The sequence below is a fragment of the Streptomyces sp. NPDC056527 genome (assembly GCF_042794475.1).
GTDB lineage: Bacteria > Actinomycetota > Actinomycetes > Streptomycetales > Streptomycetaceae > Streptomyces.
On record NZ_JBHTTQ010000057.1, the window covers coordinates 20,490 to 46,336 of the forward strand.

Here is a 25,847-nt window from a genome sequence, read left to right on the forward strand (position 1 = left end):
ACAGGGCTCATGGGGCCGGGCGAGTTCATCCACAGGCTGGGGACGGCAGTGGCCGTGGCCGGCTCGATCGTCTGGGCCGCCTGGACCATGGCCGACCGGCGGCGTCGGAGGCGGACGCGCAGACGGGTCGCGGCCTTGCTGGAGGCCGAGTTCGAGCGACGAGCACCATGCTCGACACGGCTTCCGCCGTGGCTGCGCGCCTGGGTGTGGCCGCTCCTGGCGCTGGTCGTCGGCTGGGTGCTGATCGGCGGCCCGACCGGTCTCCTGGTGGGCGCCGTGGCGGGCTGGGGAGCACGGACGTTCTGTGCGCGCCGTGCCTCGGCGGGGGGTGACGGCGGGGAGGCCGTACGGCAGCTCCCGCTCGCGGCCGATCTGTTGGCGGCCTGTGCGTCGGCCGGAGCGGGGCCCGGCGAGGCGGCCGAGGCCGTGGGCAGGTCGCTGGGCGGACCGGTCGGAGACCGGCTGACCCGGACGGCGGCGGAGCTTCGGTTGGGCGGCGAACCGGCCGATGTGTGGCGGAGGTTCGGCGAGATACCCGGCGCCGAGGGCCTGGCCCGCTGCCTGGAGCGGGCCGGCTCCTCCGGGGCGCCCGCCGCGGAGGCCGTCTCGAAGCACGCGGCCGACCTGCGGGCGGAGCGCGCGCGGAAGTCGGTGGCCCGGGCGCAGCGGGCGCAGGTGCTGATCACCGCGCCCGTGGGGCTCTGCTTCCTGCCCGCCTTCCTGGCCGTCGGGGTGGCCCCGGTGGTGATCGGCCTCGCGAGCGGCCTGCTGCGGCACTGACGGCAGACGCCCACGAGACGAGCGCGAGCACGCACATGCACAGGCACGGGCATTGGCGCGAGCACGAGCACGAAGACGAAGACGAAGACCAACACCAAACGAAGACCAACACGAACACGACGACAGCACATGGGGGTTGGCATGAAGAGGATGAGCGCGTGGTGGCGGGCCCGTTGGGCGGGCCGGGGCGATGCGGGGATGACCACGTCCGAGTACGCGATGGGGACGATCGCGGCCGCGGCCTTCGCGACCGTGCTCTACAAGATCGTGACCAGCGGTGGGGTCTCCGGCGCGTTGGAGTCCGTGATCGGGAAGGCGCTCGATGCGCCGTTCTGAGGACCGGGGCGCGGTGACCGTGGAGGCGGCGATGGCCCTGCCTGCCCTGGTGGTGTTCACCATGGCCCTGGTCTGGGCGCTCGCCGCGGCTGCGGCGCAGATCCAGTGCGTGGACGCGGCGCGGGCCGGGGCGCGGGCGGTGGCCCGGTCGGAGCCGGTGGCCGGCGCCGAGAAGGTAGCCCGGGCGGCCGCACCGGAGGGGGCCAGGGTCGGCGTCACCCGTTCGGGCGAGCTGTGGCGGGTGACTGTGGAGGTGCCGGCTCCGGGGCCCGGCGGGATGGGGCTCACCCTGCGCGCAGGGGCCGCGGCGCTCGCCGAGGACACGGTGGGGGTGACGGCTCCGTGAGCAGGGCCGGTACCGGCAGGACGGGCGTGGCGGGCCGGACCGGCGGGACGGACGCCGTGCCCGGCGACCGGGGGATGGCGACGGTGTGGACCGCGTTCGCGGCCTGCGTCCTGTGCGTGGTGTTCGGGGCGGTGCTCGCGCTGGGGCAGGCGGTCGCGGCCCGGCACCGCGCGGGCGGTGCCGCGGACCTGGCGGCGCTCGCCGCCGCCGACCGGGCCCTGTGGGGCGAGGAGGCCGCCTGCGCGGCGGCGGCCCGGGTCGCGGATGCGCAGGGTGCGGCCGTGCTGCGGTGCTCCCTGCGGGGCGACATCGCGGATGTGACCGCGGCCGTACGCCTGGGGCCGTACACACCGAGGGTCAGGGCCCGGGCGGGGCCTCCTGAGGCTCTTCCGGGGCTTCCCGCAGCAGTTCCGTGAGGAGGCGCACGGCACCTCGCTTGTGGAGCGGGTCGTTGCCGTTGCCGCACTTGGGCGACTGGATGCAGGAGGGGCAGCCCGCCTCGCACTCGCAGGAGCCGATCGCCTCGCGGGTGGCCGACAGCCACGCGCGGGCGGTGTGGAAGGCCCGCTCGGCGAAGCCCGCGCCACCCGGATGGCCGTCGTAGACGAAGACGGTCGGCAGCAGGGTGTCGGGGTGGAGCGGGACCGAGACCCCGCCGATGTCCCAGCGGTCGCAGGTGGCGAAGAGCGGCAACATGCCGATCGAGGCGTGCTCGGCGGCGTGCAGGGCGCCTCCGAGGATCTCCGGGTTGATCCGGGCGGCGTCCAGCTGGTCCTCGGTGACCGTCCACCACACGGCCCGGGTGCGCAGGGTGCGCGGCGGCAGGTCGAGCTTGGTCTCGCCGAGGACCTCGCCCGTGATCAGACGGCGGCGCAGGAAGGAGACGACCTGGTTGGTGACCTCGACGGAGCCGTAGCAGAGGCGGCCTGCTCCCCAGGGGATCTCGATGTCGGTTTCGAGGACGGAGATGGAGGTGTTGTCCCGGGCTGTGGTCGAGTACGACGGACTGGCCTCCTCGACCAGGGCCACGGAGTCCTTCAGGTCGAGGGTCTTCACCAGATAGGTGCGGCCCTGATGGAGGTGCACGGCGCCGTCGTGGACGGCGGTGTGGGAGGCGGCCTCGTCGACCGTGCCGAGGAGACGGCCGGTGGCGGCCTCCACGATCTGGACGGGGCTGCCGCCACCGCCCCGGATGTCGGTCAGGTCGGCCGCCCGCTCACGGCGGGTCCAGTACCAGCCGGTGGAGCGCTTGCGCAGGAGGCCGGCGGCCTCCAGCTGGGGCAACAGCTCGGGGACGGCCGGGCCGAAGAGTGCCAGGTCGGCGTCGGTCAGGGGGAGCTCAGCGGCGGCGGCGCACAGATGGGGCGCGAGGACGTACGGGTTGTCGGGGTCCAGGACCGTCGACTCGACCGGCTGCTGGAACAGGGCCTCGGGGTGGTGGACCAGGAAGGTGTCCAGCGGGTCGTCGCGGGCGACCAGGATCGCCAGGGCGCCCTCGCCGGAGCGCCCCGCGCGGCCCGCCTGCTGCCACAGGGACGCCCGCGTGCCCGGGTAGCCGGCGATCACCACGGCGTCCAGGCCGGAGACGTCCACGCCCAGCTCCAGGGCGGTCGTGGCGGCCAGGCCGAGCAGCTCGCCCGAGTGCAGGGCGCGCTCCAGGGCGCGGCGCTCCTCGGGCAGGTAGCCGCCCCGGTAGGCGGCGACCCTGCGGGCGAGGGAGCGGTCGACCTCGGCGAGGCGTTCCTGGGCGATGACCGAGATCAGCTCGGCGCCACGCCGGGAGCGGACGAAGGCGACCGAGCGGACGCCCTGGACGGTCAGGTCGGTCAGCAGGTCGGCGGTCTCGGCGGTGGCCGTGCGGCGCACCGGGGCGCCCTGCTCGCCGTGGAGCTCGGTCAGCGGCGGCTCCCAGAGGGCGAAGACCAGCTCGCCGTGCGGGGAGGCGTCGTCGGAGACCTCCGAGACCGGCAGGCCGGTCAGACGGCCCGCGGCGAGGGCGGGCTCGGCCGAGGTGGCCGAGGCGAGGAGGAAGACGGGATCCGCGCCGTACCGGGCGCAGACACGCCGTAGCCGGCGCAGTACCTGGGCGACGTGGGAGCCGAAGACGCCCCGGTAGGTGTGGCACTCGTCGATCACGACGAAGCGCAGGGAGCGCAGGAAGGAGGACCACCTGGGGTGGGACGGGAGTATGCCCCGGTGCAGCATGTCGGGATTGGTCAGCACGTAGTTCGCGTACTGGCGGACCCACTCCCGCTCCTCGACCGGCGTGTCGCCGTCGTAGACGGCAGGCCGGATCCGGTTGCCGAGCGGGGCGGCCAGCTCGCGCACGGCGCGGCGCTGGTCGGCGGCGAGGGCCTTGGTGGGCGCCAGGTACAGGGCGGTGGTGCCCCGGCCGTTCGCGGCTTCGGAGCCGTCCAGGAGCGTGGACAGGACGGGTGCGAGATAGGCCAGCGACTTGCCCGAGGCGGTGCCGGTGGAGATCACCACCGATTCGCCGTCGAGGGCGTGCTCGGCGGCCTCTGCCTGGTGGGCCCAGGGGTGCTCGATGCCCGCCTCCTGGATCGCGCCGATCACTTCCGGCCGGATGCGATGCGGCCAGACGGCATGGCGACCCGCTCGGGCGGGCAAGTGCTCCGTATGAGTGATGCGCGCGGCCCGGCTCTCGCCCGAGGAGAGCCGGTCGAGGATCATGCCGGGAGAGGGGCGGCTGCCCGTCTCCCCGGCAGGTCGACTGGGGCGGTGATTCTTGGCCATCGGCACCGAGTGTGTCACTGGCGTGACGGACAATGCTCCCAAGGCGTCGTGCATGGCTGCTGGTAAGTGATTGAATGCCATCGCGGCTGGCGTTCCGTCCCCCGACTCCGCCGGGGAGACCCGAGGGGCGACCGCTCGATAGCAAGGTGCTGGAGGATCCGTGGACCTGTACCTGTCGACTCGCAATGTGTCCGGCCCGAGTGGCGACCGTACGGTCGTCGAGGTCGGTGGCGAGATTGATGTTTATACCGCGCCCAAGCTGCGCGAGCAGTTGGTCGAGTTGGTGAACGACGGCAGCTACCACCTGGTCGTCGACATGGAGGGTGTGGACTTCCTCGACTCGACCGGCCTCGGTGTGCTGGTGGGCGGCCTGAAGCGCGTCCGCGCGCATGAGGGCTCGCTGCGCCTCGTCTGCAACCAGGAGCGCATTCTGAAGATCTTCCGGATCACCGGTCTGACCAAGGTGTTCCCCATTCACACCACGGTCGACGAGGCCGTCAACGCCACCGACTGACGGCCGGCCGGCTTCGGAAGAAGGAGTGGAGAGCCGGGCCGTACACGCCCGGTCCTCCGACTTGCCCGCCCATACGTTCCTAGGGGGACCGCATGGCCACCGTTGAACTCCGCTTCAGCGCCCAGCCCGAGCACGTCCGCACGGCCCGCCTCGTGGCGGCCGCGGTGGCGCGCCGGGCCGGGGTCGACGAGGCGGTCCTCGACGAGGTCAGACTCGCCGTCGGCGAGGCGTGTTCCCGCGCCGTGGGGCTGCACCGGAGCAACGACGTCGTGACTCCCGTACGGGTCGTGCTGACCGAGGAGGAGAAGACGTTCTCCATCGAGGTCGGCGACGAGGTCCCGGGCGCGGGCGTGGCGGCGGCCGATGCCGCCGGTGTGCCCGGTGCACGGGACGAGGCCCCGGCCGAGGAGTTCGACGACGCGGACGGTGAGGACGAGATGGGTCTCGCGGTGATCCGCGGGCTCGTCGACGACGTCGAGGTCCGCGCCGGCGAGGAGGGCGGGGTCATCAGGATGAGCTGGCCGACCACGCCGGCGGTCGCGCTCCCCTGAGCGGTGCGCCGGTGAGGGTTCCCCGGACTCTCCGGGGAGTTCCTCTGGTGAGCATCGCCTGAGCCCTCCCCCGAGCGCTCCCCGGACGTTCCTGCGAGCGCTTCCGGGATCATTCCCCCGAACGGCGTCCCTCGAACGAATGGCGCCCCTCGTTTCGCGAGATCATGGCGAGATCATGAAAGAGGCCCTGCTGAGCAGGGCCTCTTTTCATTTCTCTAGATCATGGATCATGCGTAAATGCTTTTGGCCCATTACTTCTTTCGATGGGAAGATCGAGTCAATGGGGAATTCCGTTTGCGGCGCCCTGTTTTGATCAGGTTCTGCTCCCTACAATCCGTCCACATCTTGAGCTCGCAACGTCAAGGAGGACGAATGGCGGGGCTCTTCACCACAGAACTGACCGGACACCCCACTTCTCTCGCCGCGGCGGTACTCACCGACGAGAACCGAACCATCGTGATCGTCATCGCGGTCGTCGCGCTGGCCGCGCTCTTCGTCGCCCAGGTGCTGGTGCGCCAGGTGCTCGCGGCGGGTGAGGGCACCGATGCGATGAAGAAGATCGCCGCCGCCGTACAGGAGGGCGCGAACGCATATCTCGCTCGGCAGTTGCGGACCCTCGCGATCTTCGCCACCGTCGTGTTCTTCCTGCTGTTGCTGCTTCCCGCCGACAACTGGTCGCAGCGCGCCGGGCGTTCACTCTTCTTCCTGGTGGGTGCGCTTTTCTCGGCGGCCACCGGGTACATCGGCATGAGGCTCGCCGTACGCGCGAATGTGCGAGTGGCCGCGGCCGCCCGCGAGGCGACCCCGGGACCGGGCGAACCGAAAAAGGATCTGACGTCCGTCGCGCACAAGGCGATGAAGATCGCTTTCCGCACGGGCGGAGTGGTCGGCATGTTCACCGTGGGCCTCGGCCTGCTCGGTGCCTCCTGCGTCGTCCTCGTCTACGCGGCCGACGCGCCCAAGGTCCTGGAGGGCTTCGGCCTGGGGGCAGCGCTCATCGCGATGTTCATGCGAGTCGGCGGCGGCATCTTCACCAAGGCCGCGGACGTCGGCGCCGACCTGGTCGGCAAGGTCGAGCAGGGCATCCCCGAGGACGACCCGCGCAACGCCGCCACCATCGCCGACAACGTGGGCGACAACGTCGGCGACTGTGCGGGCATGGCCGCCGACCTCTTCGAGTCGTACGCCGTCACGCTCGTCGCCGCACTCATCCTCGGCAAGGCGGCCTTCGGCGACCTCGGCCTCGCCTTTCCGCTGATCGTCCCGGCGATCGGCGTGGTCACCGCGATGATCGGCATCTTCGCGGTCGCCCCGCGGCGCGCCGACCGCAGCGGAATGAGCGCGATCAACCGGGGCTTCTTCATCTCCGCGGTGATCTCGCTCGCCCTGGTCACCATCGCCGTCTTCGCCTACCTGCCCTCCTCCTACGCCGACCTCAAGGGCGTCACGGAGCCCGGCATCCAGAGCCACGCCGGAGACCCGCGGATCCTCGCCCTGGTCGCCGTCGCCATCGGCATCGTCCTGGCCGCGCTGATCCAGCAGCTCACCGGCTACTTCACCGAGACGACCCGGCGCCCGGTCAAGGACATCGGCAAGTCCTCGCTCACCGGCGCCGCCACCGTCGTCCTCGCCGGCATCTCCATCGGTCTGGAGTCCGCCGTCTACACGGCCCTCCTCATCGGCCTCGGGGTCTACGGAGCGTTCCTGCTCGGCGGTACGTCGATCATGCTGGCGCTGTTCGCGGTCGCCCTCGCCGGCACCGGCCTGCTCACCACCGTCGGTGTGATCGTCGCCATGGACACCTTCGGCCCGGTCTCCGACAACGCGCAGGGCATCGCCGAGATGTCCGGCGACGTCCAGGGCGAGGGCGCGCAGGTCCTCACCGACCTCGACGCCGTCGGCAACACCACCAAGGCCATCACCAAGGGCATCGCCATCGCGACCGCCGTCCTGGCGGCGGCGGCGCTCTTCGGTTCGTACCGCGACGCGATCGCCACGGCGGTCTCCGACGTCGGGGCCAAGACCACCGAGATGAACCTCTCCATGGACATCTCGCAGCCCAACAACCTCTTCGGCATGGTTCTCGGCGCCGCGGTCGTGTTCCTCTTCTCGGGACTCGCGATCAACGCGGTGTCGCGCTCGGCCGGCGCGGTGGTCTACGAGGTGCGACGGCAGTTCCGCGAGCACCCCGGGATCATGAACTACACCGAGAAGCCCGAGTACGGGCGCGTGGTCGACATCTGCACCAAGGACGCGCTGCGTGAACTCGCCACGCCCGGGCTGCTCGCCGTGATGGCGCCGATCGCGGTGGGCTTCGCGCTCGGTGTGGGCGCGCTCGGCTCGTACCTCGCCGGAGCCATCGCCACCGGAACGCTGATGGCGGTCTTCCTCGCCAACTCCGGCGGCGCCTGGGACAACGCCAAGAAGCTCGTCGAGGACGGCCACCACGGCGGCAAGGGCAGCGAGGCCCATGCCGCGACCGTCATCGGCGACACCGTCGGCGACCCGTTCAAGGACACCGCGGGACCGGCCATCAACCCGCTGCTGAAGGTGATGAACCTGGTCGCCCTGCTGATCGCGCCCGCGGTCGTGCAGTTCAGCTTCGGCGACGATGCCAGCGGCGGGCTGCGGGCGCTGGTCGCGATCCTCGCGATCGTCGTCATCATCGGCGCGGTCTACGTCTCCAAGCGGCGTTCGGTGGCCGTCGGAGACGAAGCGGGTGACGAAGACAACGCCGCCCAGCGCACGGCAGCCTCACCGGACACGCCGGTGATTTCGTAACACCTGGTCAGAGAGCGGGCGGACGGCGTGTGATGACATGCCGTCCGCTCGTGGCGTACGGGGGCGTGAGGCGTGTCTCCCTTGGTGCGAACGGCTGCAATGTGGGATGAATCGGTCGCACGAAAGGTGGATGTTGCCCGCATGGCGTGTATGTTCCGGGGCCGAGAGCCTTGGAAGGGACCGATCCGTTGAACAAGAAACTTGCGGCCGCGCTGTCCGGCGGCGCGGTACTGGTGCTCGCGCTGTCCGGTTGCAGCGACGACAGCGACAAGGTCGACGACTGGGCCAAGACGGTCTGCGACCAGGCGAAGCCTCAGATCCAGAAGCGGGCCGACGCGCAGCAGCTCATCATCTCGACGGCGGCGGACGGAAAGCCGGCCGACATCCAGGCCGCCGACTCGAAGGCCTTCCAGGACATCGCCGACGCGGACCGGGCGCTCGCCAAGTCCATCGAGGCCGCCGGGGCGCCGCCCGTGGACAACGGGGAGAAGCTCCAGCAGGACGCGGTCAAGGAGCTCAACGCCACGGCGGTGGCCTACGAGGGGCTGAAGAAGCAGGTCGACGAGCTCGACCCGAACAACCAGCAGAAGTTCGCGGACGGTCTGCAGAACGTCGCCGACGGGCTGAAGAAGATCGAGAAGATGGACCAGGACGCGCTCGCCAAGCTGCAGTCCGGTGAGCTGGGCACGGCGATGGCGAAGCAGCCGGGCTGCCAGAAGGCGACCCCGTCGCCGGCGTCGGGCGGCTCGGCCGCCCCCGACACGGGCTCCAAGCCTTCGGGGAAGGCGTCCACCAAGCCCTCGGGATCCGCGAGCAAGAAGGCGGAGTGACGCGGACGGACCGTACGGCCCCGGGCAAGCACAGCTCGCCCGGGGCCCCGCGCTGCCCCCGGGACGGCAAGAGGCCGCCGGGTGCCGTGGCCGGGTCCGAGGCCGGCCGTCCGACGCCGCCGGGTCCGGGGCCAGGTCCTCGGCCCCGGGTTCGAGGCAGCGGGACCCTCGGCCCCGGGTTCAACGCCGCCGGTCCCACGCCGCAGGGCTGACGCCGCCGTGTCCGAGGCCGCCGGTCCGGGGCCTCGTCCCCGGTCATGTGTTCGCCGCCGCCCGGCCGGGCCCCCGGGCGGGGCTGGCGGGGGAATGTCGGTGGTGGCCGTCACAATGGTGGGGTGAGTACGACCAGCCTGACCTCCCGCCTCCCCGTGCCCGCGCACGCCGCCCGGCTGCGCGAAGCGCTGCTTGCCGCCGACTTCACCGCCGACGGCCTGCTCGAACGGCTCGGCGCCCCCGCCTACGCCGCGCTCGCCCGCAGCGAGACCGTGCCCGCGCTGCGGGCCACCCGGGGCGACTCCCCGCTGGAGACCCTCGTGCGGCTCTTCCTGCTCCAGGGGTCCGTCCCCGCCGAGCGGGCGGCCGCCGCGCTGCCGCTGGAGGAGTGCCTCGAAGACGGCTGGGTGGAGCGTGTGGACGGCGAGGTCCGTGCCACCGTCGACGTACGGCCGTACGGCGGTCCCGAGGGCCAGGACTGGTTCATCGTCTCCGACCTCGGCTGCGCCGTGGGCGGGGCCGGCGGCATCGGGAAGAAGGACGAGGGCGTCGTCCTCGGCGTCGGCGGGGCCTCCACCACCCTCGCCGGCATCACCGTCCGTACGCCGGTGTCCTCCGCACTCGACCTCGGCACCGGCTCCGGCATCCAGGCCCTGCACGCCGCCCAGCACGCCACCCTGGTCACCGCCACCGACCTGAACCCGCGCGCGCTGGACTTCACCCGCCTCACCCTCGCGCTCTCCGGCGCCCGCGAGGCGGAGCTGCTGACCGGCTCCCTCTTCGAGCCCGTCGACGGCGACACGTACGACCTGATCGTCTCCAATCCGCCCTTCGTCATCTCCCCCGGCGCCCGGCTCACCTACCGCGACGGCGGGATGAGCGGCGACGACCTGTGCCGCACGCTCGTGCAGGAGGCCGGGGAGCGGCTCAACGACGGGGGCTACGCCCAGTTCCTCGCCAACTGGCAGCACGTCGAGGGCGAGGAGTGGCAGGACCGGCTGCGCTCCTGGGTCCCGCGCGGCTGCGACGCCTGGATCGTGCAGCGCGAGGTCCAGGACATCACCCAGTACGCCGAGCTGTGGCTGCGCGACAGCGGGGACCACCGCGAGGATCCGGCGGAGTACGCGACGCGGTACGAGGCGTGGCTGGACGAGTTCGAGGCCCGCAAGACCAAGGCGGTCGGCTTCGGCTGGATCACCGTGCGCAAGAACGCCGCGGTGGCCTCCGGCGCGGTCGAGCCGTCGATCGTGATCGAGGAGTGGCCGCACCCCGTCGAGCAGCCGCTGGGCGACACCGTACGGGCCCACTTCGAGCGCCAGGACTATCTGCGCGCCCACGACGACGCGGCCCTGCTCGCCGACCACTTCGCCCTCGCACCCGAGGTGATGCAGGAGCAGGTCGGACTGCCGGGCGCCGAGGACCCCGAGCACGTCGTGCTGCGGCAGAACCGCGGGATGCGGCGCGCCACCAAGGTGGACCACGTCGGAGCGGGCTTCGCGGGCGTGTGCGACGGCTCGCTCAGCGCCGGCCGGATCCTCGACGCCATCGGGCAGTTGATGGGCGAGGACCCCGTGCTGCTGCGCGACCGCACCCCGCAGGCGATCCGGCTCCTGGTGGAGGAGGGGTTCCTCCTCCCGGTCGGCGAGGAGGAGCGGCGGGGTTGATACGGATCGAGCTGGACGAGGCCGCGCTCGGAGCGACCCGCATCGCGATCAGCCCGCTGCGGGACGCCTTCTGCGCCCTCCACCTCGCGCTGCCGTGGCGGCAGCCCTCCTGGCCGTACCAGGAGTGGGTCGTCGGCGCGCGGGAGGTGTGGCGTGAGGACGAGCGGCTCGCGCCGCTGCGGGACCTGCTGGCCGAGGGGCGGTACGACGTCTCCGACTTCCTGCTGCCCCGCCCGGTCGGCACGGCCGACGTCCACGAGGAGCTCGATCAGCTGCGCTCCACCGACCCGGGGTTCGTCCGCGCCCAGGCGGCCGCCTCCTTCCCCGGGATGGCGGACGAGCCGTTCCTCCGGCCCTATCTGACCGACCCGCAGGCCGCCTGCGCGGCGCTCGCCGACGCGTACGCGGCCTGGTGGGAGGGCGCGATCGAGCCGTACTGGCCGACCATGCGCCGGCTCGTCGAGGACGAAGTGCTCGTCCGGGCGCGGACCTTCGCGACCGAGGGCGTCGACACGCTGTTCAGCGGGCTCGAAGCGCGCGGGCGCTGGGAGCGGCCGGTGCTCGAACTGACCAAGTACCACCAGGCGGAGTACGCGGCCGGGGAGCGGCGCCTGGTGCTGGTCCCGCTCGTCTTCGCGGAGGGCTGCCGGCTCTACTCGACCGACGACCCCGAGGTGGTCGCCGTCTCCTACCAGGCCCGCGGGGCCGCGGCCCTGCGCGAACCGGCCGAGCCTGTCGCCGACGACCGGCTCGGGCTGATGCTCGGCCGCGGCCGGGCGGCCGTCCTGCGGGAGCTGGCCGGCCCCCTCACCACCGCCGGCCTCGCGGACCGGCTCGGGCTCGCGCCCAGCACGGTCTCCGAGCATCTGTCGGTGCTCGCCGAAGCGGGCGTGGTGACCCGGCACCGGGTCGGCCGCTCCGTCTACTACCAGCTGACGGACACCGGCCGTTCCCTGCTCGCGCTCCTCGCCGGGGAAGGCGTGCTGCACGCGGTCGCCTGACGATTCGGGGACTCCCGAATCGATGGCCCGGGGCCGTACGGCGCTCCTAACGTCCCGCCCATGCTCGCAATCGAGGCGGACGCGCTGCGCCGCACCTACACCAGCAGGACCGGGTGGCTGCGGCCCCGCCGGACCGAGACCGAGGCCGTGCGCGGGGTCACCTTCGAGGTGGCGCCCGGCGAACTGTTCGGGCTGCTCGGTCCGAACGGCGCCGGGAAGACCACCACCATCAAGATGCTCAACACCCTTCTCCTGCCGACTTCCGGCACGGCCCGGGTGTTCGGCCACGACGTGGCCCGCGACCCCGTCGCCGTGCGCCGCCGCATCGGCTACGTCTTCGGCGGCGACCGCGGGCTCTACGACCGACTGTCCGCCCTCGACAACCTCCGCTACTTCGCCGAGCTGTACGGCGTCGAGCCCCGCGCCCAGAAGCGGCGGATCGCCGAACTCCTCGACCTGGTGGGCCTCACGGGCCGTGAGAAGGAGCGGGTCGAGGGGTACTCGCGCGGGATGCGGCAGCGCCTCCACATCGCCCGCGGCCTCCTCCACCACCCCGACGTCCTCTTCCTCGACGAGCCGTCCATCGGAGTCGACCCGGTCGCCGCCCGCGATCTGCGCCGTACCGTCGCCGATCTCACCGCGGCCGGCACCACCGTGCTGCTCACCACTCACTACATGGCCGAGGCGGACGAGCTCTGCGACCGCGTCGCCGTCATCGCCGGCGGCAGGATCCGGGCGCTCGGGACGCCCGAGAGCCTCAAGTCCCGTGTCCAGGAGCGGGACGTGCTGGAGATCGAGGCGTACGGCGTCGGCGAGGAGCACCTGGCGCGGATCCGTGAACTGCCGGGCGTGCGAGGAGCGTCGGCCGAGGACCGGGGGGCCGCGCAGACCGTGACCGTGCAGACCGACCGCGGCGCCGTGCCGCACGCCCGGGTCCTCGCGGCCGTCGAGGGAGTGCGCGTCGGGCGGGTCGCCAGCCGCGAACCCTCCCTGGAGGACGCCTACATCGCGATTGTCGCGGAGGACGACCGGCAGGGGACCGACGAGTCCCGGCAGTCCCAGCGCTCTCAGGAGGTACCGGCGTGAGGCGCGTCCTGCGGCTGATCGGCGTCGGGGTGCGCACCCATGTCTCGTACATGTCCCGCTCGCCCATCGAGATCACGTTCGCCGTCCTGGTGCCGCTCGTGTACGCGACCCTCGCCGTCTACCTGTTCCGCGCGGCCGGGGACCCCGAGCGGCTGCTCACCGCCTCCGTCGGCGCCGGGCTCATGGGCATCTGGGGCTCGGTGCTCTTCGGTTCGGGCGGCGCCGTGCAGAACCAGCGCTGGCTCGGGACGCTGGAGACGCTCGTCGTGGCACCCGCTCCGCTCGCCCTCGTCCTGCTGCCGATCACCCTCGCGACGGCCGTCATCGGGACGTACGCGATGGGGGCGACCGTCCTGTGGGGCGTGCTGCTCTTCGACGTGCCCCTGGACTTCGCGCATCCGCTCCTCTTCCTCGTCGCCGTCCCCGTCTGCGTGCTCGCGCTCGGCATGATGGGGCTGCTGCTCGCCGCCACCTTCGTCCTGCTGCGCAACGCCAACGCGCTGGCCAACCCGCTCGACACGCCCGTCTGGCTGCTGTCCGGGCTGCTCGTGCCGATCGGTGTGCTGCCCGCCTGGACCCACCCGATCTCCTGGGCGCTGCCGACGACCTGGGGTGCGCGGGCCGTGCATGCCGCGACCTCCGGCGGCGACGTCCTGACCCCGCTCCTCACCGCCGTCGCGCTCGGCGCCGGATACGCGCTGGTCGCCGTCCTCGTCCTCGGCCGGGTGGAGCGGCGGGCGCGCGCCGCGGCCACGCTCGCCCTCGCCTGAAAGGCCCCAGAGATGTTCCGTTTCCGCCTCCGCCTCGTCGGCTTCCGTTTCCGCACCTCCGCCCGGCTCGTCGTGGTCGGCGGATCGCTCTCCTACCGCGCCCTGTTCAACTGGACGACCCCGCCCATGTTCATCGGAACGCTGCTGGTCGGGCCGCTTCTCCAGGTGTTCTTCTTCGTTTTCCTGGGCAGAGAACTCGGTGTCGCCGACGACCGTTTCCACCTGGTCGGCAACGCCGTCCTCGCAGCTTCCGCCTCCTGCGTGTACGGCGGCACCATGGCGATCGCGAACGAGCGCCGGTTCGGCACCCTCGGGGCCGTCCTGCTCTCGCCGCGCCGACGCGTCCCCCTGTGGGCCGGACGCGCCCTGCCGTATGTCCTGAACGGGCTGCTCGTCAGCGCCTTCGTCCTCACCGTCGCCGCGCTCGTGCTCGGGCTGCCGGTGCCCGTCCGCGCGCTGCCGGGTCTCGCCCTGGTGCTGCTCGTCGCGGCCGGTGCCTGCTCGGCGTTCGGGCTCGCGCTGGGTGCGCTCGGACTCCGGTTCAGGGACGTGTTCCTGGTGTCGAACGTGGCCAGTTCGGTACTGCTCCTGATGACGGGCGCCGCCGTCCCCCGTCACACGCTGCCGGAGTGGATGCGGACGGCCGGGGACCTGCTGCCGCTGACCCACGCGGCGGACGCGGCGCGCCGGCTCACCGCGGGTGGTGGCCTCGACGGTGCGCTGCTCGCCGCCGAACTCGCGGTCGGCGCCGGGTACGCGCTGCTGGCTGTGGCGCTTCTCGCTCTCTTCGAGCGGGGCAGCCGACGACGGGCCACGCTCGATGTGATGTGACGAACCGGAAAGAAGGAAGGGGTGGGGGCACTACCGGCCATATTCGTGAACCCCGACGGGAGCGTCCGCGTCGTTCACCCGGAATTCGCGCCGACGACGCCGGGAGGTGCCAGCCTCGGCTCCAGGGACCACGGGGGACCGTGACGGAAACGGGGTACGGGCATGGAGAGCGGGCCGGCGATCTTGGCGGGAACGGCGTTCGCGCTGTTCGGAGCCGCGCTGCTGCTGTGGACGGGGGTGCGTGTGGCGCACGGCCGACCGGTCGCGCAGGGGGTCGCCACGCCGATGGCCGCCACGCTGACGACGATCTTCGGAATCGTCTTCCTTCTCCTCGGGGTGTGGTGCTTCGGGCGGCTGTGACGAGGTCGCCCCGAGCGGGCCCGCCCCACCGGACCGGGAGTCCGGGCGGCAGGAATGCCAGGACTCGGGTTACCGTTCGAGTGGCCGTTGCGGGCTTTCGCCGTTTGACACGGGGGCGGGTTGTACCGTCACACTCCGCAGCGACGGCAGCGTCACCGAGCGTGCCGCAGCCGTGCGTGCCATGCGGAGTGCCAGCGCCGTACGTGCCACCGAGCGTCGACCGGAGAGAAGAGCGAAGTTGTCCCCGACCAGCGAGACCGCACAGGGCGGCCGCCGACTCGTCATCGTCGAGTCGCCTGCCAAGGCGAAGACGATCAAGGGCTACCTCGGCCCCGGTTACGTCGTCGAGGCGAGCGTCGGGCACATCCGCGACCTCCCCAGCGGCGCCGCCGAGGTGCCCGAGAAGTACACCGGCGAGGTGCGCCGCCTCGGAGTCGACGTCGAGCACGACTTCCAGCCGATCTACGTCGTCAACGCCGACAAGAAGGCCCAGGTCAGGAAGCTCAAGGAGCAGCTGGCCGGGGTCGACGAACTCTTCCTCGCCACCGATGAGGACCGCGAGGGCGAAGCCATCGCGTGGCACCTCCTCGAGGTCCTGAAGCCCAAGGTCCCGGTCCACCGGATGGTCTTCCACGAGATCACCAAGGACGCGATCCAGGAGGCCGTCCGCAACCCGCGCGAGCTGAACAAGCGCATGGTGGACGCCCAGGAGACCCGCCGCATCCTCGACCGGCTGTACGGCTACGAGGTCTCGCCGGTCCTGTGGAAGAAGGTCATGCGCGGCCTGTCCGCGGGCCGCGTCCAGTCCGTGGCCACCCGGCTCGTCGTCGAGCGCGAGCGCGAGCGCATCGCCTTCCGCTCCGCCGAGTACTGGGACCTCACCGGCACCTTCGCCACCGGCCGCGCCGGTGATTCGTCCGACCCGTCGTCGCTGGTCGCGCGGCTGAACACGGTCGACGGCAAGCGCGTCGCCCAGGGCCGTGACTTCGGCTCCGACGGGCAGCTGAAGACCGCGAACATCCTCCACCTCGACGAGGAGAAGGCGCGGGCGCTGGCCGCCTCGCTCGCCGACACCTCGTTCAGCGTCCGGTCGGTCGAGTCGAAGCCGTACCGCCGCTCCCCGTACGCCCCGTTCCGTACGACCACCCTCCAGCAGGAGGCGAGCCGCAAGCTGGGCTTCGGCGCGAAGGCGACCATGCAGGTCGCCCAGAAGCTGTACGAGAACGGCTTCATCACCTACATGCGTACGGACTCCACGACCCTGTCCGACACCGCCGTCGCGGCGGCGAGGGCCCAGGTCACGCAGTTGTACGGCGCCGACTACCTGCCGGAGAAGCCCCGCGTCTACGCGGGCAAGGTCAAGAACGCGCAGGAGGCGCACGAGGCGATTCGCCCTTCGGGTGATCGTTTCCGCACCCCGGCGGAGACCGGTCTGACCGGCGACCAGTTCCGGCTCTACGAGCTGATCTGGAAGCGGACCGTCGCCTCCCAGATGAAGGACGCGACCGGAAACTCGGTCACGGTCAAGATCGGCGGCCGCTCCGCGGACGGCCGGGACGCCGAGTTCAGCGCCTCCGGCAAGACGATCACCTTCCACGGCTTCATGAAGGCGTACGTGGAGGGGGCCGACGACCCCAACGCCGAGCTGGACGACCGTGAGCGCCGGCTGCCGCAGGTCGCCGAGGGCGACGCGCTGTCCGCCGAGGAGATCACCGCCGACGGCCACGCGACCAAGCCGCCGGCCCGCTACACCGAGGCCTCGCTGGTCAAGGAGCTGGAAGAGCGCGAGATCGGCCGCCCGTCGACGTACGCGTCGATCATCGGCACGATCCTGGACCGCGGCTACGTCTTCAAGAAGGGGACGGCGCTCGTGCCGTCGTTCCTCTCCTTCGCCGTGGTCAACCTGCTGGAGAAGCACTTCGGCAGGCTCGTCGACTACTCCTTCACCGCCAAGATGGAGGACGACCTCGACCGCATCGCGCGGGGCGAGGCCCAGGCCGTGCCGTGGCTGAAGCGTTTCTACTTCGGCGAGGGCGAAGGCTCCGCCGAGCGCGGCGCGGCCGACGCCGGGAACGGTGACGGCGACCACCTCGGCGGTCTGAAGGAGCTGGTGACCGACCTCGGCGCGATCGACGCCCGGGAGATCTCCTCCTTCCCGGTCGGCGACGGCATCATGCTGCGCGTCGGGCGCTACGGCCCGTACGTCGAGCGTGGCGAGAAGGACGCCGAGGGCCACCAGCGCGCCGACGTCCCCGAGGACCTCGCGCCCGACGAGCTGACGACCGCCTACGCCGAGGAGCTGCTGGCCAAGCCGAGCGGTGACTTCGAGCTGGGCACCGACCCGGTCAGCGGCAACCAGATCGTCGCCAAGGCCGGCCGGTACGGCCCGTACGTCACCGAGATCCTGCCCGAGGACACCCCGAAGACCGGCAAGAACGCGGTGAAGCCGCGGACCGCCTCGCTCTTCAAGTCGATGGCGCTGGACACGGTCACGCTGGAGGACGCGCTCAAGCTGATGTCCCTGCCGCGCGTGGTGGGTGCGGACGCGGAGGGCGTCGAGATCACGGCGCAGAACGGCCGCTACGGCCCGTACCTGAAGAAGGGCACGGACTCGCGGTCGCTGACGGAGGAGGAGCAGCTCTTCACGATCACGCTGGAGGAGGCGCTCGCCATCTACGCGCAGCCCAAGCAGCGTGGCCGCGCGGCCGCCAAGCCGCCGCTGAAGGAGCTGGGCACCGACCCGGTCAGCGAGAAGCCGGTCGTCGTCAAGGACGGTCGCTTCGGCCCGTACGTGACCGACGGCGAGACCAACGCGACCCTGCGGACCGGCGACAGCGTCGAGGACATCACGCCCGAGCGCGGTTACGAGCTGCTCGCCGAGAAGCGGGCCAAGGGGCCGGCGAAGAAGACGGCCAAGAAGGCGCCCGCGAAGAAGACGGCCGCCAAGAAGGCGGCGCCGGCCAAGAAGACGGCGGCGAAGAAGACCGCCGCGAAGAAGACGACGACGGCCAAGACGGCGGCGGCGAAGAAGACCGCTGCCGCGAAGAAGACGGCCGAGTAGGCGCGAACAGCACACTTTGTAAGGGGCGGGGGCCCATGGCCCCCGCCCCTTACGACGTTTGTTCGGGCGGGCCACGGGGAGTGAGGGGGTCCGGATAGGGTGGACGGATGACGCGAGCAGAGCAGCCAGACTCCGACGTCGCGCTTGTCGCAGACTCCAGGGAGCGTGCCGTACGGGCGCTTTTGCGCCATCAACCATTGCGACGGCTCTGGAGCGCCCAGTTCGTCGGGGGGACCGGGGACGCCCTCGCCCTGCTCGTCCTGGTGCTCCTCGGGCTTCAGGCCGCCGTCCTCGAGGGAGCCCTCGGCGGCGGATACCGCGGGGCCGCGTTCGCCGTCGCCGCCGTAGTCGGCGCCAGGCTGCTGGCCTCGGTGCTGTTCGGCGCCGTACTCCTCGGCCCCCTCACCGCGCTGACCGCGCCCGGCGGGGTGCTCGACCGGCGCTGGACCATGATGGGAGCCGACGGTCTGCGGATCGCGCTCCTCGTGGTCGCGCCGCTGTGGATCGACTGGACCCCGGACAAGGCGCTCGGGTTCCTGCTCGGCACCGTCTTCGTCGTCGGCGCCGCCGAGCGGTTGTGGACCGTGGCCAAGGAGGGCGCGGCCCCCGCGCTGCTGCCCGCGCCGCCGATCGAGGGCGCCGCCGTCCGGCCCCTGCCGGACCACCTGGACGCGCTGCGCCGGCTGTCGCTGCGTACCGGATTCCTCGCCGTACCGGCCGCGGCCGCCGTGCTCCTCGTCGCCACCCTCGTCGGCAACCTGCTCGGCACCGGCATCGAGTGGTTCTCGCTGCACCAGGCCGCCCTCGGCGCCTATGTCGCCGCCGGTCTCTTCGCCGCCTCGCTCTCCGTGCTGTCCGCCGTCGAGCTGCCCGGCGGGCAGACGCCCCGGCCCCGCTCGCCCCTGGAGGGCCTGCGCAGGCCCTCCGCGGAGAAGGGCCGCACGGGAGCCGTCCCGCTGCTCGTCCTCGCCTGCGCCACCGTCGCCGCAGCCATCACCGCCGCGGCGGCGGTCTCCGTCCTGCACGCGTACGACCTCGGCGGCGGCCCCGTCACCTTCGCGCTGCTGATCCTCGCGCTCAGCGGCGCCACCGGCGTCGGCATCAGGACGGCCGGATCCGTCCTGACCGTTCTCTCCCGCCGCCGGCTGCTCGCCCTCGCGATCAGCCTCACCGGCATCGCGCTGCTCGCGATGGGCCTCGTCCCGGACACGGCCACGGTCTTGATCCTCGCCGTGCTCGCCGGGTACGCGGGCGGTGTCGCCGCCAACACCGGCCACACCCTCATCGACCAGGAGACCGAGGAGGCCCGGCGCCCCCGGATCACCGAGCACCTCCAGGCCGTCGCCCGGGTCGCCATGGCCGTCGGCGCGCTCGGCGCTCCGCTGCTCGCCGCCGCCATCGGGGAACACCGCCTCGCCTCCGGCAGCTTCGTCTTCGCGCACGGTGGTGCCGCCTTCACGCTGATGCTGATCGGCGCGCTGCTGCTGCCCGTCGCCGTGATCGTCCTCGCCAAGACCGACGACCGGGCCGGCGTACCGCTGCGCCGCGATCTGCGCGACGCGCTGCGCGGCGCCGACCCCGTCCAGGCGCCCGCACCGACCGGCTTCTTCATCGCCCTGGAGGGCGGCGACGGCGCCGGCAAGTCGACCCAGGCCGAGGCGCTCGCGGAGTGGATCCGCGCCAAGGGCCACGAGGTCGTCGTCACCCGCGAGCCGGGCGCCACGCCGATCGGCAAGCGGCTGCGCTCGATCCTGCTCGACGTCTCCTCGGCCGGCCTCTCGCACCGCGCCGAGGCGCTGCTGTACGCCGCCGACCGTGCCGAGCACGTCGACTCGCTGGTCAAGCCCGCCCTGGAGCGGGGCGCCGTGGTCATCTCCGACCGGTACATCGACTCCTCGGTGGCCTACCAGGGCGCCGGGCGCGATCTGTCGCCGACGGAGGTCGCCCGCATCAACCGCTGGGCGACCGGCGGACTCGTTCCGCATCTGACCGTGCTGCTCGACGTCTCCCCGGAGACCGCGCGGGAACGGTTCACCGAGGCTCCCGACCGGCTGGAGTCCGAGCCGCCGGAGTTCCACGCGCGCGTGCGGGCCGGATTCCTCGCCCTGGCCGCCGGTGACCCCGGCCGCTACCTCGTCGTCGACGCCGGCCAGGAGCCGGAGGCCGTCACCACCGTCGTGCGCCATCGGCTCGACCGGATGCTGCCGCTGTCCGAGGCCGAGGTGAAGGCCCAGGAGGAGGCGCGGCGGAAGGCCGAGGAGGACGCCAGGCGCAGGGCCGAGGAGGAGGCCGCCCGCAAGGCGGAGGAGGAGCGGCTGGAGCGCGAGCGCCAGGAACAGCTCGCCAAGCTCCGTGCCGAGGAGGAGGAGCGCAAGCGCCAGGAGGAGGAAGAGGCCCGGCGCCGCGAGGCCGAACGGCAGGCGGAGGAGGCCCGTCAGCGGGCCGAGGAGGCCCGGCTGGCCGCCGAGGAGGAGCGCAGGCGGCGCGAGGCCGAGGAGAAGGCCCGCCGCGAGGAGGAGGAACGCCGCCGCAAGCAGGCCGAGGAAGAGGCCCGGCTGCGCGCGGAGGCGGAGGAACGCCGCCGCGAGAAGCAGCGCAAGGCCGAAGAGGCCCTGCTGCGGGCGGAAGAGGCGCGACGTCTCGCCGAGGCCGCGGCGGCCAAGGCCGCGGAGGAGGCTGCGCGCAAGGCGGCTGCCGAGGCCGCGGAGAAGGCCGCCGTCGAGGCGGCCCGCGCGGAGGAGACGAGGCAGGCCGCCGAGGCCGCTCGTGCGGAGGAGGCGCGGAAGGCCGCGGAGGCGCAGCGCGCCGCCGAAGTGCAGCGGGCCGCCGAGGCCGCCGAGGCACGGAAGGCTGCCGAGGCCGCTGCCGCCAAGGCCGCGCAGGCCGCCCGCGAGGCGGAGGCGTCGGCCAATGAGGTGACCATGGAGACCCCCGTCGTGCAGCCTGACGAGGTGACCGTGGAGACGCCCGTCGTGCAGCCCGACGAGGTGACGCGGACGGTGCCCAAGGTCTCGCCGAACGAGATCACCGTCGCGACTCCGGTCGTCGACCCGGACGCCGTACGGCCCGAGGCGGAGACCTCGGTCCTGCCGCCGGTGCGGGCCGTGGACGAGACGGCCGTGCTGCCTCCCGTACGGGGGACGGACCCGGTCGACCGGGTTCCGCCGGGCATCTTCCGCGACGAGCAGCCCGCCGGATCCGACGAGCAGACGCGCGAGCTGCCGCAGCTCGACGAGCAGGGCCGCCCGCGCCGCCGCTCCGACTGGGCGGAGGAGACCCCGCTCGACGACCTGCCGACCCTGGCGGACGAACTGCTCGGCCCCCACGACGACGAGGACGACGGCCGCCGCCGTCGCCGATGATCGTCTGAGGGACCGACAGCGCACCGACAACGGGTCGCGGGCAGACTGCCCGCGACCCGTTGTCGTGGACCCGGTGTCGTAGGGGTGCCCCACAATGGAGTGCGTACCTGAGGAGGGGCAGACATGGCCGTATGGGACGACCTCGTCGGACAGGCGCGGGTCGAGGAGCAGCTCGCCGCCGCGGCGCGGGACGCCGACGCGCTGGTGACCGCCCATGCCGCCGGCGGGCCCGACCCCGAGGCGTCCAAGATGACCCACGCCTGGCTCTTCACCGGCCCTCCGGGCTCCGGCCGGGCGACCGCGGCGCGCGCCTTCGCGGCCGCGCTGCAGTGCGTGAGCCCGGACCGGGCGCTGGGCGGGGCGCCGGGATGCGGCTTCTGTGACGGCTGCCACACCGCCCTCGTCGGGACGCACGCGGACGTGGAGGTCGTGCGTACGGACCTGCTCTCCATCGGTGTGAAGGAGACCCGCGACCTCGTCCGGCGCGCCCAGCTCTCGCCCGCCGGCGGCCGCTGGCAGGTGATCGTCCTGGAGGACGCCGACCGGCTCACCGAGGGCGCGGGCAATGTGCTCCTGAAGGCCGTCGAGGAGCCCGCGCCCCGCACGGTGTGGCTGCTCTGCGCGCCGTCCCTGGAGGACGTGCTCCCCACCATCCGCTCCCGCTGCCGTCACCTGACCCTGCGCACACCCCCGGTGGACGCGGTCGCCGACGTGCTCGTACGCCGTGACGGCATCGAGCCCCAGGTCGCCGCGGCCGTCGCCCGCGCCACCCAGGGTCATATCGACCGCGCCCGCCGGCTGGCCACCGACGAGCGTGCCCGGGCCCGCCGCGCCGTCGTCCTGAAGCTCCCGCTGCGGGTCGACGACATCGGCGGCTGCCTGAAGGCGGCCCAGGAGCTGGTCGACGCGGCAGGCGAGGACGCCAAGCAGGTCGCCGAGGAGATCGACGTCAAGGAGACCGAGGAGCTGAAGGCCGCGCTCGGCGGGGGCCAGGGCGGACGGATGCCGCGCGGCACGGCGGGGGCGATGAAGGAGCTGGAGGAGCGGCAGAAGAGGAGGAAGACCCGTACGCAGCGCGACAGTCTCGACCTCGCGCTCACCGACCTCACCGGCTTCTACCGCGACGTCCTCACCCTGCAGCTGCGGGCGCGGACGCCGCTCGCCAACGAGGACGTACGGGACGCCGTGGAGCGGATCGCCCGCGACACCGCGCCGGAGCGGACACTGCGCCGGATCGAGGCGGTGCTCGCGTGCAGGGAGGCCCTGGACCGCAATGTCGCGCCGCTGCTCGCGGTGGAGGCGATGACCATGGCCCTGCGTGGCTGAGCACGGGCGATTGGACACGGTCCGTACTCGTACGGATACGCTCCGGTCCATGGACTCCAGGCGCTTGCTCCGCACGTCCGCCACGGCCCTCGCGGCCGCCGGGCTGATCCTCTCCGGCTGCACGGGCGGCAGCGACGCCGCCGCGCCCGCGTCTCCCTCGTCGGCGGGGGCGCCCGCCCCGACGTCCGACGCGGCCCTGCGAAGCTACTACGGCCAGAAGCTCACGTGGCGCGACTGCGGAGTGCCGACGTTCCAGTGCGCCTCGCTGCGCGTGCCGCTCGACTACGCGAAGCCGGCGGCCGGGGACATCGAACTGGCCGTCTCCCGGGTCGCGGCCACCGGCCCCGGCAAGCGGATCGGCTCGCTCCTGGTCAACCCCGGCGGCCCGGGCGGCTCCGCCGTCGGCTACCTCCAGGGGTACGCGGGCGTCGGGTACCCGGTACCCGTCCGCGCCCGCTACGACATGGTCGCCGTCGACCCGCGCGGGGTGGCGCGCAGCGCGCCGGTCGAGTGTCTGACGGGCCCGCAGATGGACGACTACACGCAGGTCGACCAGACCCCCGACGATCCGGCCGAGACCAACGCGCTCGCCGCCTCCTTCAAGGGCTTCGCGGCGGGCTGCGCGCAGCGCTCGGGGAAGGTCCTGCCGCGTGTCTCCACCGTGGAGACCGCCCGGGACATGGACATCCTGCGGGAGGTGCTCGGCGACAAGAAGCTGAACTACGTCGGCGCCTCGTACGGCACCTTCCTCGGCGCCACCTACGCCGAGTTGTTCCCCTCCCGCGCCGGACGGCTGGTCCTGGACGGGGCGATGGACCCGTCGCTGCCCGCGATCGACCTCAACCGCGACCAGACCGCCGGATTCGAGACGGCCTTCCGGGCGTTCGCGGCCGACTGCGTCAAGCAGGCGGACTGTCCGCTCGGCACCGAGTCCGTCGCCGCGGCCGGCGACAGTCTCAAGGCCTTCTTCCGCGACCTCGACGCCGAGCCGGTGCCCACCGGCGAGAGCCGCCGGCTGGGGGAGTCCCTGGCGACGACCGGGGTGATCGCCGCGATGTACGACGAGGGGGCCTGGCCGCAGCTGCGCGAGGCGCTGACCCAGGCGATCGGCGGCGAGGGGGCGGGCCTGCTGGCGCTGGCCGACGCCTACTACGAGCGCGAGGCGGACGGCTCGTACGCGAACCTGATGTTCGCCAACGCGGCCGTGAACTGCCTGGACCTCCCGGCGGCCTTCGGCGGACCGGCCGACGCCGAGAAGGCGGTGCCGTCCTTCGAGAAGGCGTCCCCCGTCTTCGGCGAGGGCCTCGCCTGGGCAGCCCTGAACTGCACCTACTGGCCGACCCCGGCGACCGGCCGCCCCCACCGCATCACCGCCGAGGGCGCGCCCCCGATCGTCGTCGTCGGCACCACCCGCGACCCGGCGACCCCCTACAAGTGGGCCGAGTCCCTCGCCTCCCAGCTCTCCTCCGGAAGTCTGCTGACGTACGAGGGTGACGGCCACACGGCGTACGGCCGGGGCAGCGACTGCATCGACACCGCGATCAACGCGTACCTCCTGGACGGCACGGTCCCGAAGGACGGGAAGCGCTGCACGTGAGGGGTGGCGTGGACCACGTGGAGGGTGGTCAGGAGCACCCCTGGAAACTGTGTAGACTTGGCGAGGCCGCTGCACCCACCATGGGACCGCACGGAATGCCGCCTTAGCTCAGTTGGCCAGAGCAACGCACTCGTAATGCGTAGGTCTCGGGTTCGAATCCCGAAGGCGGCTCGGATCAGCCCCAGGACTCACTCGCCGTGACCTGGGGCTTTTTCATGCCCTCGCGCATCCGGCGCGTCCGCTCGGGGACTACTGCGTTCAGCGGGCGCGTTGAATACTTCGCTACACAATGCGATCGACAGTCACGCATGGTGATTGACCTTGATCGTTTCCGCGTGTTCATCTCAGGCCCATGCGTACACGAATGAGGTTCGCCCTCGCGGTGGTGGGCTCCGCCGTCCTGGCGATCGCCGGGCCCCTGTCGGTCTCGGCCCACTCCGTGCCCTCCCCCTCGGGCGGCACCACGCTCGCCCCCCTCGCCACCTCCCCCAAGGCCATCCCGGGGCAGTACATCGTCACCCTGAAGGCGGGGCAGTCGGCCGCGGCCACCTCGCAGCAGGTGCCGGGCGTGAAGGCGCTCTTCACCTACGACCGCGTCTTCTCCGGCTACGCCGCCAAGCTGACGGCCGCTCAACTGGACTCCGTCCGCAAGCTGCCGGGCGTCGCCACCGTCGAGCAGGACGCCACGGTCACCGTGGCACCCGTGCCGACCAGGGCGACCGCCGTGCGGGACGTCGCCCACAGCTGGGGTCAGGACCGGATCGACCAGCCCTATCTGCCGCTCAACGGCCAGTTCAACGTCGACGGCGACGGCAAGGGCGCCACCGCCTACATCCTCGACACCGGTCTGGAGTTCGGCCACGCCGAGTTCGACGGCCGGGCGCGGCCCGGCTTCGACGCGATCGGTGACGGCCGGAGCGGCGCCGACTGCAACGGCCACGGCACGCATGTCGGCGGCACCGTCGCCGGCGGGCGGTACGGCGTGGCGCGCGAGGCCGCCCTGGTCAGCGTCCGGGTCCTGAACTGCCAGGGCTCGGGCGCCTGGTCGGGCATCATCGCCGGCCTGGACTGGGTGGCGCGGAACGCGGTCCAGCCCGCCGTTCTCAACGGCTCGCTCGGCGGCCCGCGCAACACCGCCGTCGACAACGCCGCCACCGCCCTGGCCGCCCGGGGTGTCCTGCCCGTGTTCGCCGCGGGCAACGATGCCGTCAACGCCTGCGACGTCTCGCCCGCCAGTGCCGCCGACGTGCTGACCGTCGGAGCCGCCAACCACCGGGACGAGGAGACGGACTTCTCGAACTTCGGCGCGTGCCTCGATCTCTACGCTCCCGGCGCGGCCATCGTCTCCGCCGAGCTCGGCGGAGACAGCATCGCCCTGAACGGCACGTCCATGGCCGCCCCGCACGTGGCCGGAGTCGCCGTCCTCGCCAGGGCCCAGACCCCTTCGGCCACCCCGGCGACCATCTCGACCTGGATCACCGATCACACGGTCAAGGGCGAACTGGTCGTCTCGGGGGGCTCCCCGAACCGACTGCTCCAGACCGGCGGGCTGTAGCCCCGTCGGCTTCCGCAGGTCGGCCCCGCCGGGTGCCCCGGCCGGGGCCGCGGCGGCGGGAGAGGGAAGGGTGCGGCAAGAAAAACCCACGGGACGCCACGTAACACCCCCCACACACGAACCGTTTTC

20 protein-coding genes and 1 tRNA gene are annotated in these 25,847 nt (G+C 72.5%); 20 read left to right on the top strand and 1 reads right to left on the bottom strand.

The window, feature by feature from the left end:
- Window positions 1-9 precede the first annotated feature (9 nt).
- From ACFQ7Q_RS24495 to ACFQ7Q_RS24510, 4 genes are all read left to right on the top strand, one after another.
- The gene (locus ACFQ7Q_RS24495; protein ID WP_383558781.1) at window positions 10-780 is read left to right on the top strand and encodes a type II secretion system F family protein; all 771 of its coding nucleotides are present in this window, start codon (window positions 10-12) and stop codon (window positions 778-780) included.
- A gap of 141 nt (window positions 781-921) precedes the next feature.
- Window positions 922-1,116, top strand: coding sequence for a DUF4244 domain-containing protein (locus ACFQ7Q_RS24500; RefSeq protein ID WP_383558752.1), 195 nt, complete (start codon window positions 922-924; stop codon window positions 1,114-1,116).
- A complete protein-coding gene (locus ACFQ7Q_RS24505; protein WP_383558754.1) occupies window positions 1,103-1,462 on the top strand; it encodes a TadE family type IV pilus minor pilin in 360 nt (119 codons plus the stop codon). The genes ACFQ7Q_RS24500 and ACFQ7Q_RS24505 overlap by 14 nt, the downstream gene beginning before the upstream one ends.
- Window positions 1,459-1,878: an Rv3654c family TadE-like protein gene (locus tag ACFQ7Q_RS24510; RefSeq protein WP_383558756.1), complete on the top strand. Its 420-nt coding sequence runs from the start codon at window positions 1,459-1,461 to the stop codon at window positions 1,876-1,878. Before ACFQ7Q_RS24505 ends, ACFQ7Q_RS24510 begins: the two co-directional genes overlap by 4 nt.
- Here the strand turns inward: ACFQ7Q_RS24510 and ACFQ7Q_RS24515 are convergent.
- Complete coding sequence (locus tag ACFQ7Q_RS24515) at window positions 1,820-4,297, bottom strand: DEAD/DEAH box helicase (RefSeq protein WP_383558758.1); 2,478 nt, start codon at window positions 4,295-4,297, stop codon at window positions 1,820-1,822. The genes ACFQ7Q_RS24510 and ACFQ7Q_RS24515 overlap by 59 nt on opposite strands.
- A 79-nt stretch (window positions 4,298-4,376) precedes the next feature.
- Between ACFQ7Q_RS24515 and ACFQ7Q_RS24520 the strand changes: the two genes are divergently transcribed.
- From ACFQ7Q_RS24520 to ACFQ7Q_RS24595, 16 genes are all read left to right on the top strand, one after another.
- Entirely contained in the window at window positions 4,377-4,730 is a 354-nt protein-coding gene (locus tag ACFQ7Q_RS24520) for an STAS domain-containing protein (protein ID WP_383558760.1), read from the top strand.
- 92 nt (window positions 4,731-4,822) lie between these two features.
- Window positions 4,823-5,281: an ATP-binding protein gene (locus tag ACFQ7Q_RS24525; RefSeq protein ID WP_362363026.1), complete on the top strand. Its 459-nt coding sequence runs from the start codon at window positions 4,823-4,825 to the stop codon at window positions 5,279-5,281.
- 372 nt (window positions 5,282-5,653) lie between these two features.
- The gene (locus ACFQ7Q_RS24530; protein ID WP_383558762.1) at window positions 5,654-8,062 is read left to right on the top strand and encodes a sodium-translocating pyrophosphatase; all 2,409 of its coding nucleotides are present in this window, start codon (window positions 5,654-5,656) and stop codon (window positions 8,060-8,062) included.
- 188 nt (window positions 8,063-8,250) lie between these two features.
- Entirely contained in the window at window positions 8,251-8,892 is a 642-nt protein-coding gene (locus ACFQ7Q_RS24535; protein WP_383558763.1) for a small secreted protein, read from the top strand.
- Window positions 8,893-9,227: 335 nt separating this feature from the next.
- Window positions 9,228-10,769: a methyltransferase gene (locus ACFQ7Q_RS24540; protein ID WP_383558764.1), complete on the top strand. Its 1,542-nt coding sequence runs from the start codon at window positions 9,228-9,230 to the stop codon at window positions 10,767-10,769.
- Complete coding sequence (locus ACFQ7Q_RS24545) at window positions 10,766-11,770, top strand: ArsR/SmtB family transcription factor (protein ID WP_383558765.1); 1,005 nt, start codon at window positions 10,766-10,768, stop codon at window positions 11,768-11,770. The genes ACFQ7Q_RS24540 and ACFQ7Q_RS24545 overlap by 4 nt, the downstream gene beginning before the upstream one ends.
- A 60-nt stretch (window positions 11,771-11,830) precedes the next feature.
- On the top strand, window positions 11,831-12,856 hold the full coding sequence (locus ACFQ7Q_RS24550) for an ATP-binding cassette domain-containing protein (protein WP_383558766.1): 1,026 nt from the start codon (window positions 11,831-11,833) through the stop codon (window positions 12,854-12,856).
- Window positions 12,853-13,626 (top strand): ABC transporter permease, encoded by a 774-nt coding sequence (locus ACFQ7Q_RS24555; protein ID WP_383558768.1) that lies wholly within the window; start codon window positions 12,853-12,855, stop codon window positions 13,624-13,626. The genes ACFQ7Q_RS24550 and ACFQ7Q_RS24555 overlap by 4 nt, the downstream gene beginning before the upstream one ends.
- 12 nt (window positions 13,627-13,638) lie before the next feature.
- Complete coding sequence (locus ACFQ7Q_RS24560; RefSeq protein WP_383558769.1) at window positions 13,639-14,457, top strand: ABC transporter permease; 819 nt, start codon at window positions 13,639-13,641, stop codon at window positions 14,455-14,457.
- A gap of 162 nt (window positions 14,458-14,619) precedes the next feature.
- On the top strand, window positions 14,620-14,817 hold the full coding sequence (locus ACFQ7Q_RS24565) for a hypothetical protein (RefSeq protein WP_383558770.1): 198 nt from the start codon (window positions 14,620-14,622) through the stop codon (window positions 14,815-14,817).
- Window positions 14,818-15,055: 238 nt separating this feature from the next.
- Window positions 15,056-17,878 (top strand): type I DNA topoisomerase, encoded by a 2,823-nt coding sequence (topA, locus tag ACFQ7Q_RS24570; RefSeq protein WP_383558772.1) that lies wholly within the window; start codon window positions 15,056-15,058, stop codon window positions 17,876-17,878.
- Window positions 17,879-17,985: 107 nt separating this feature from the next.
- Window positions 17,986-21,240, top strand: a complete 3,255-nt coding sequence (gene tmk, locus ACFQ7Q_RS24575; protein ID WP_383558774.1) for a dTMP kinase — start codon at window positions 17,986-17,988, stop codon at window positions 21,238-21,240.
- Window positions 21,241-21,363: 123 nt separating this feature from the next.
- Window positions 21,364-22,566: a DNA polymerase III subunit delta' gene (locus ACFQ7Q_RS24580; protein ID WP_383558776.1), complete on the top strand. Its 1,203-nt coding sequence runs from the start codon at window positions 21,364-21,366 to the stop codon at window positions 22,564-22,566.
- A 49-nt stretch (window positions 22,567-22,615) separates the two neighbouring features.
- Window positions 22,616-24,163 (top strand): alpha/beta hydrolase, encoded by a 1,548-nt coding sequence (locus ACFQ7Q_RS24585; protein WP_383558778.1) that lies wholly within the window; start codon window positions 22,616-22,618, stop codon window positions 24,161-24,163.
- A gap of 97 nt (window positions 24,164-24,260) precedes the next feature.
- A tRNA-Thr gene (locus ACFQ7Q_RS24590) sits at window positions 24,261-24,334 on the top strand.
- Between the two features lie 181 nt (window positions 24,335-24,515).
- Entirely contained in the window at window positions 24,516-25,718 is a 1,203-nt protein-coding gene (locus tag ACFQ7Q_RS24595) for a S8 family peptidase (protein WP_383558779.1), read from the top strand.
- Window positions 25,719-25,847: the final 129 nt, after the last annotated feature.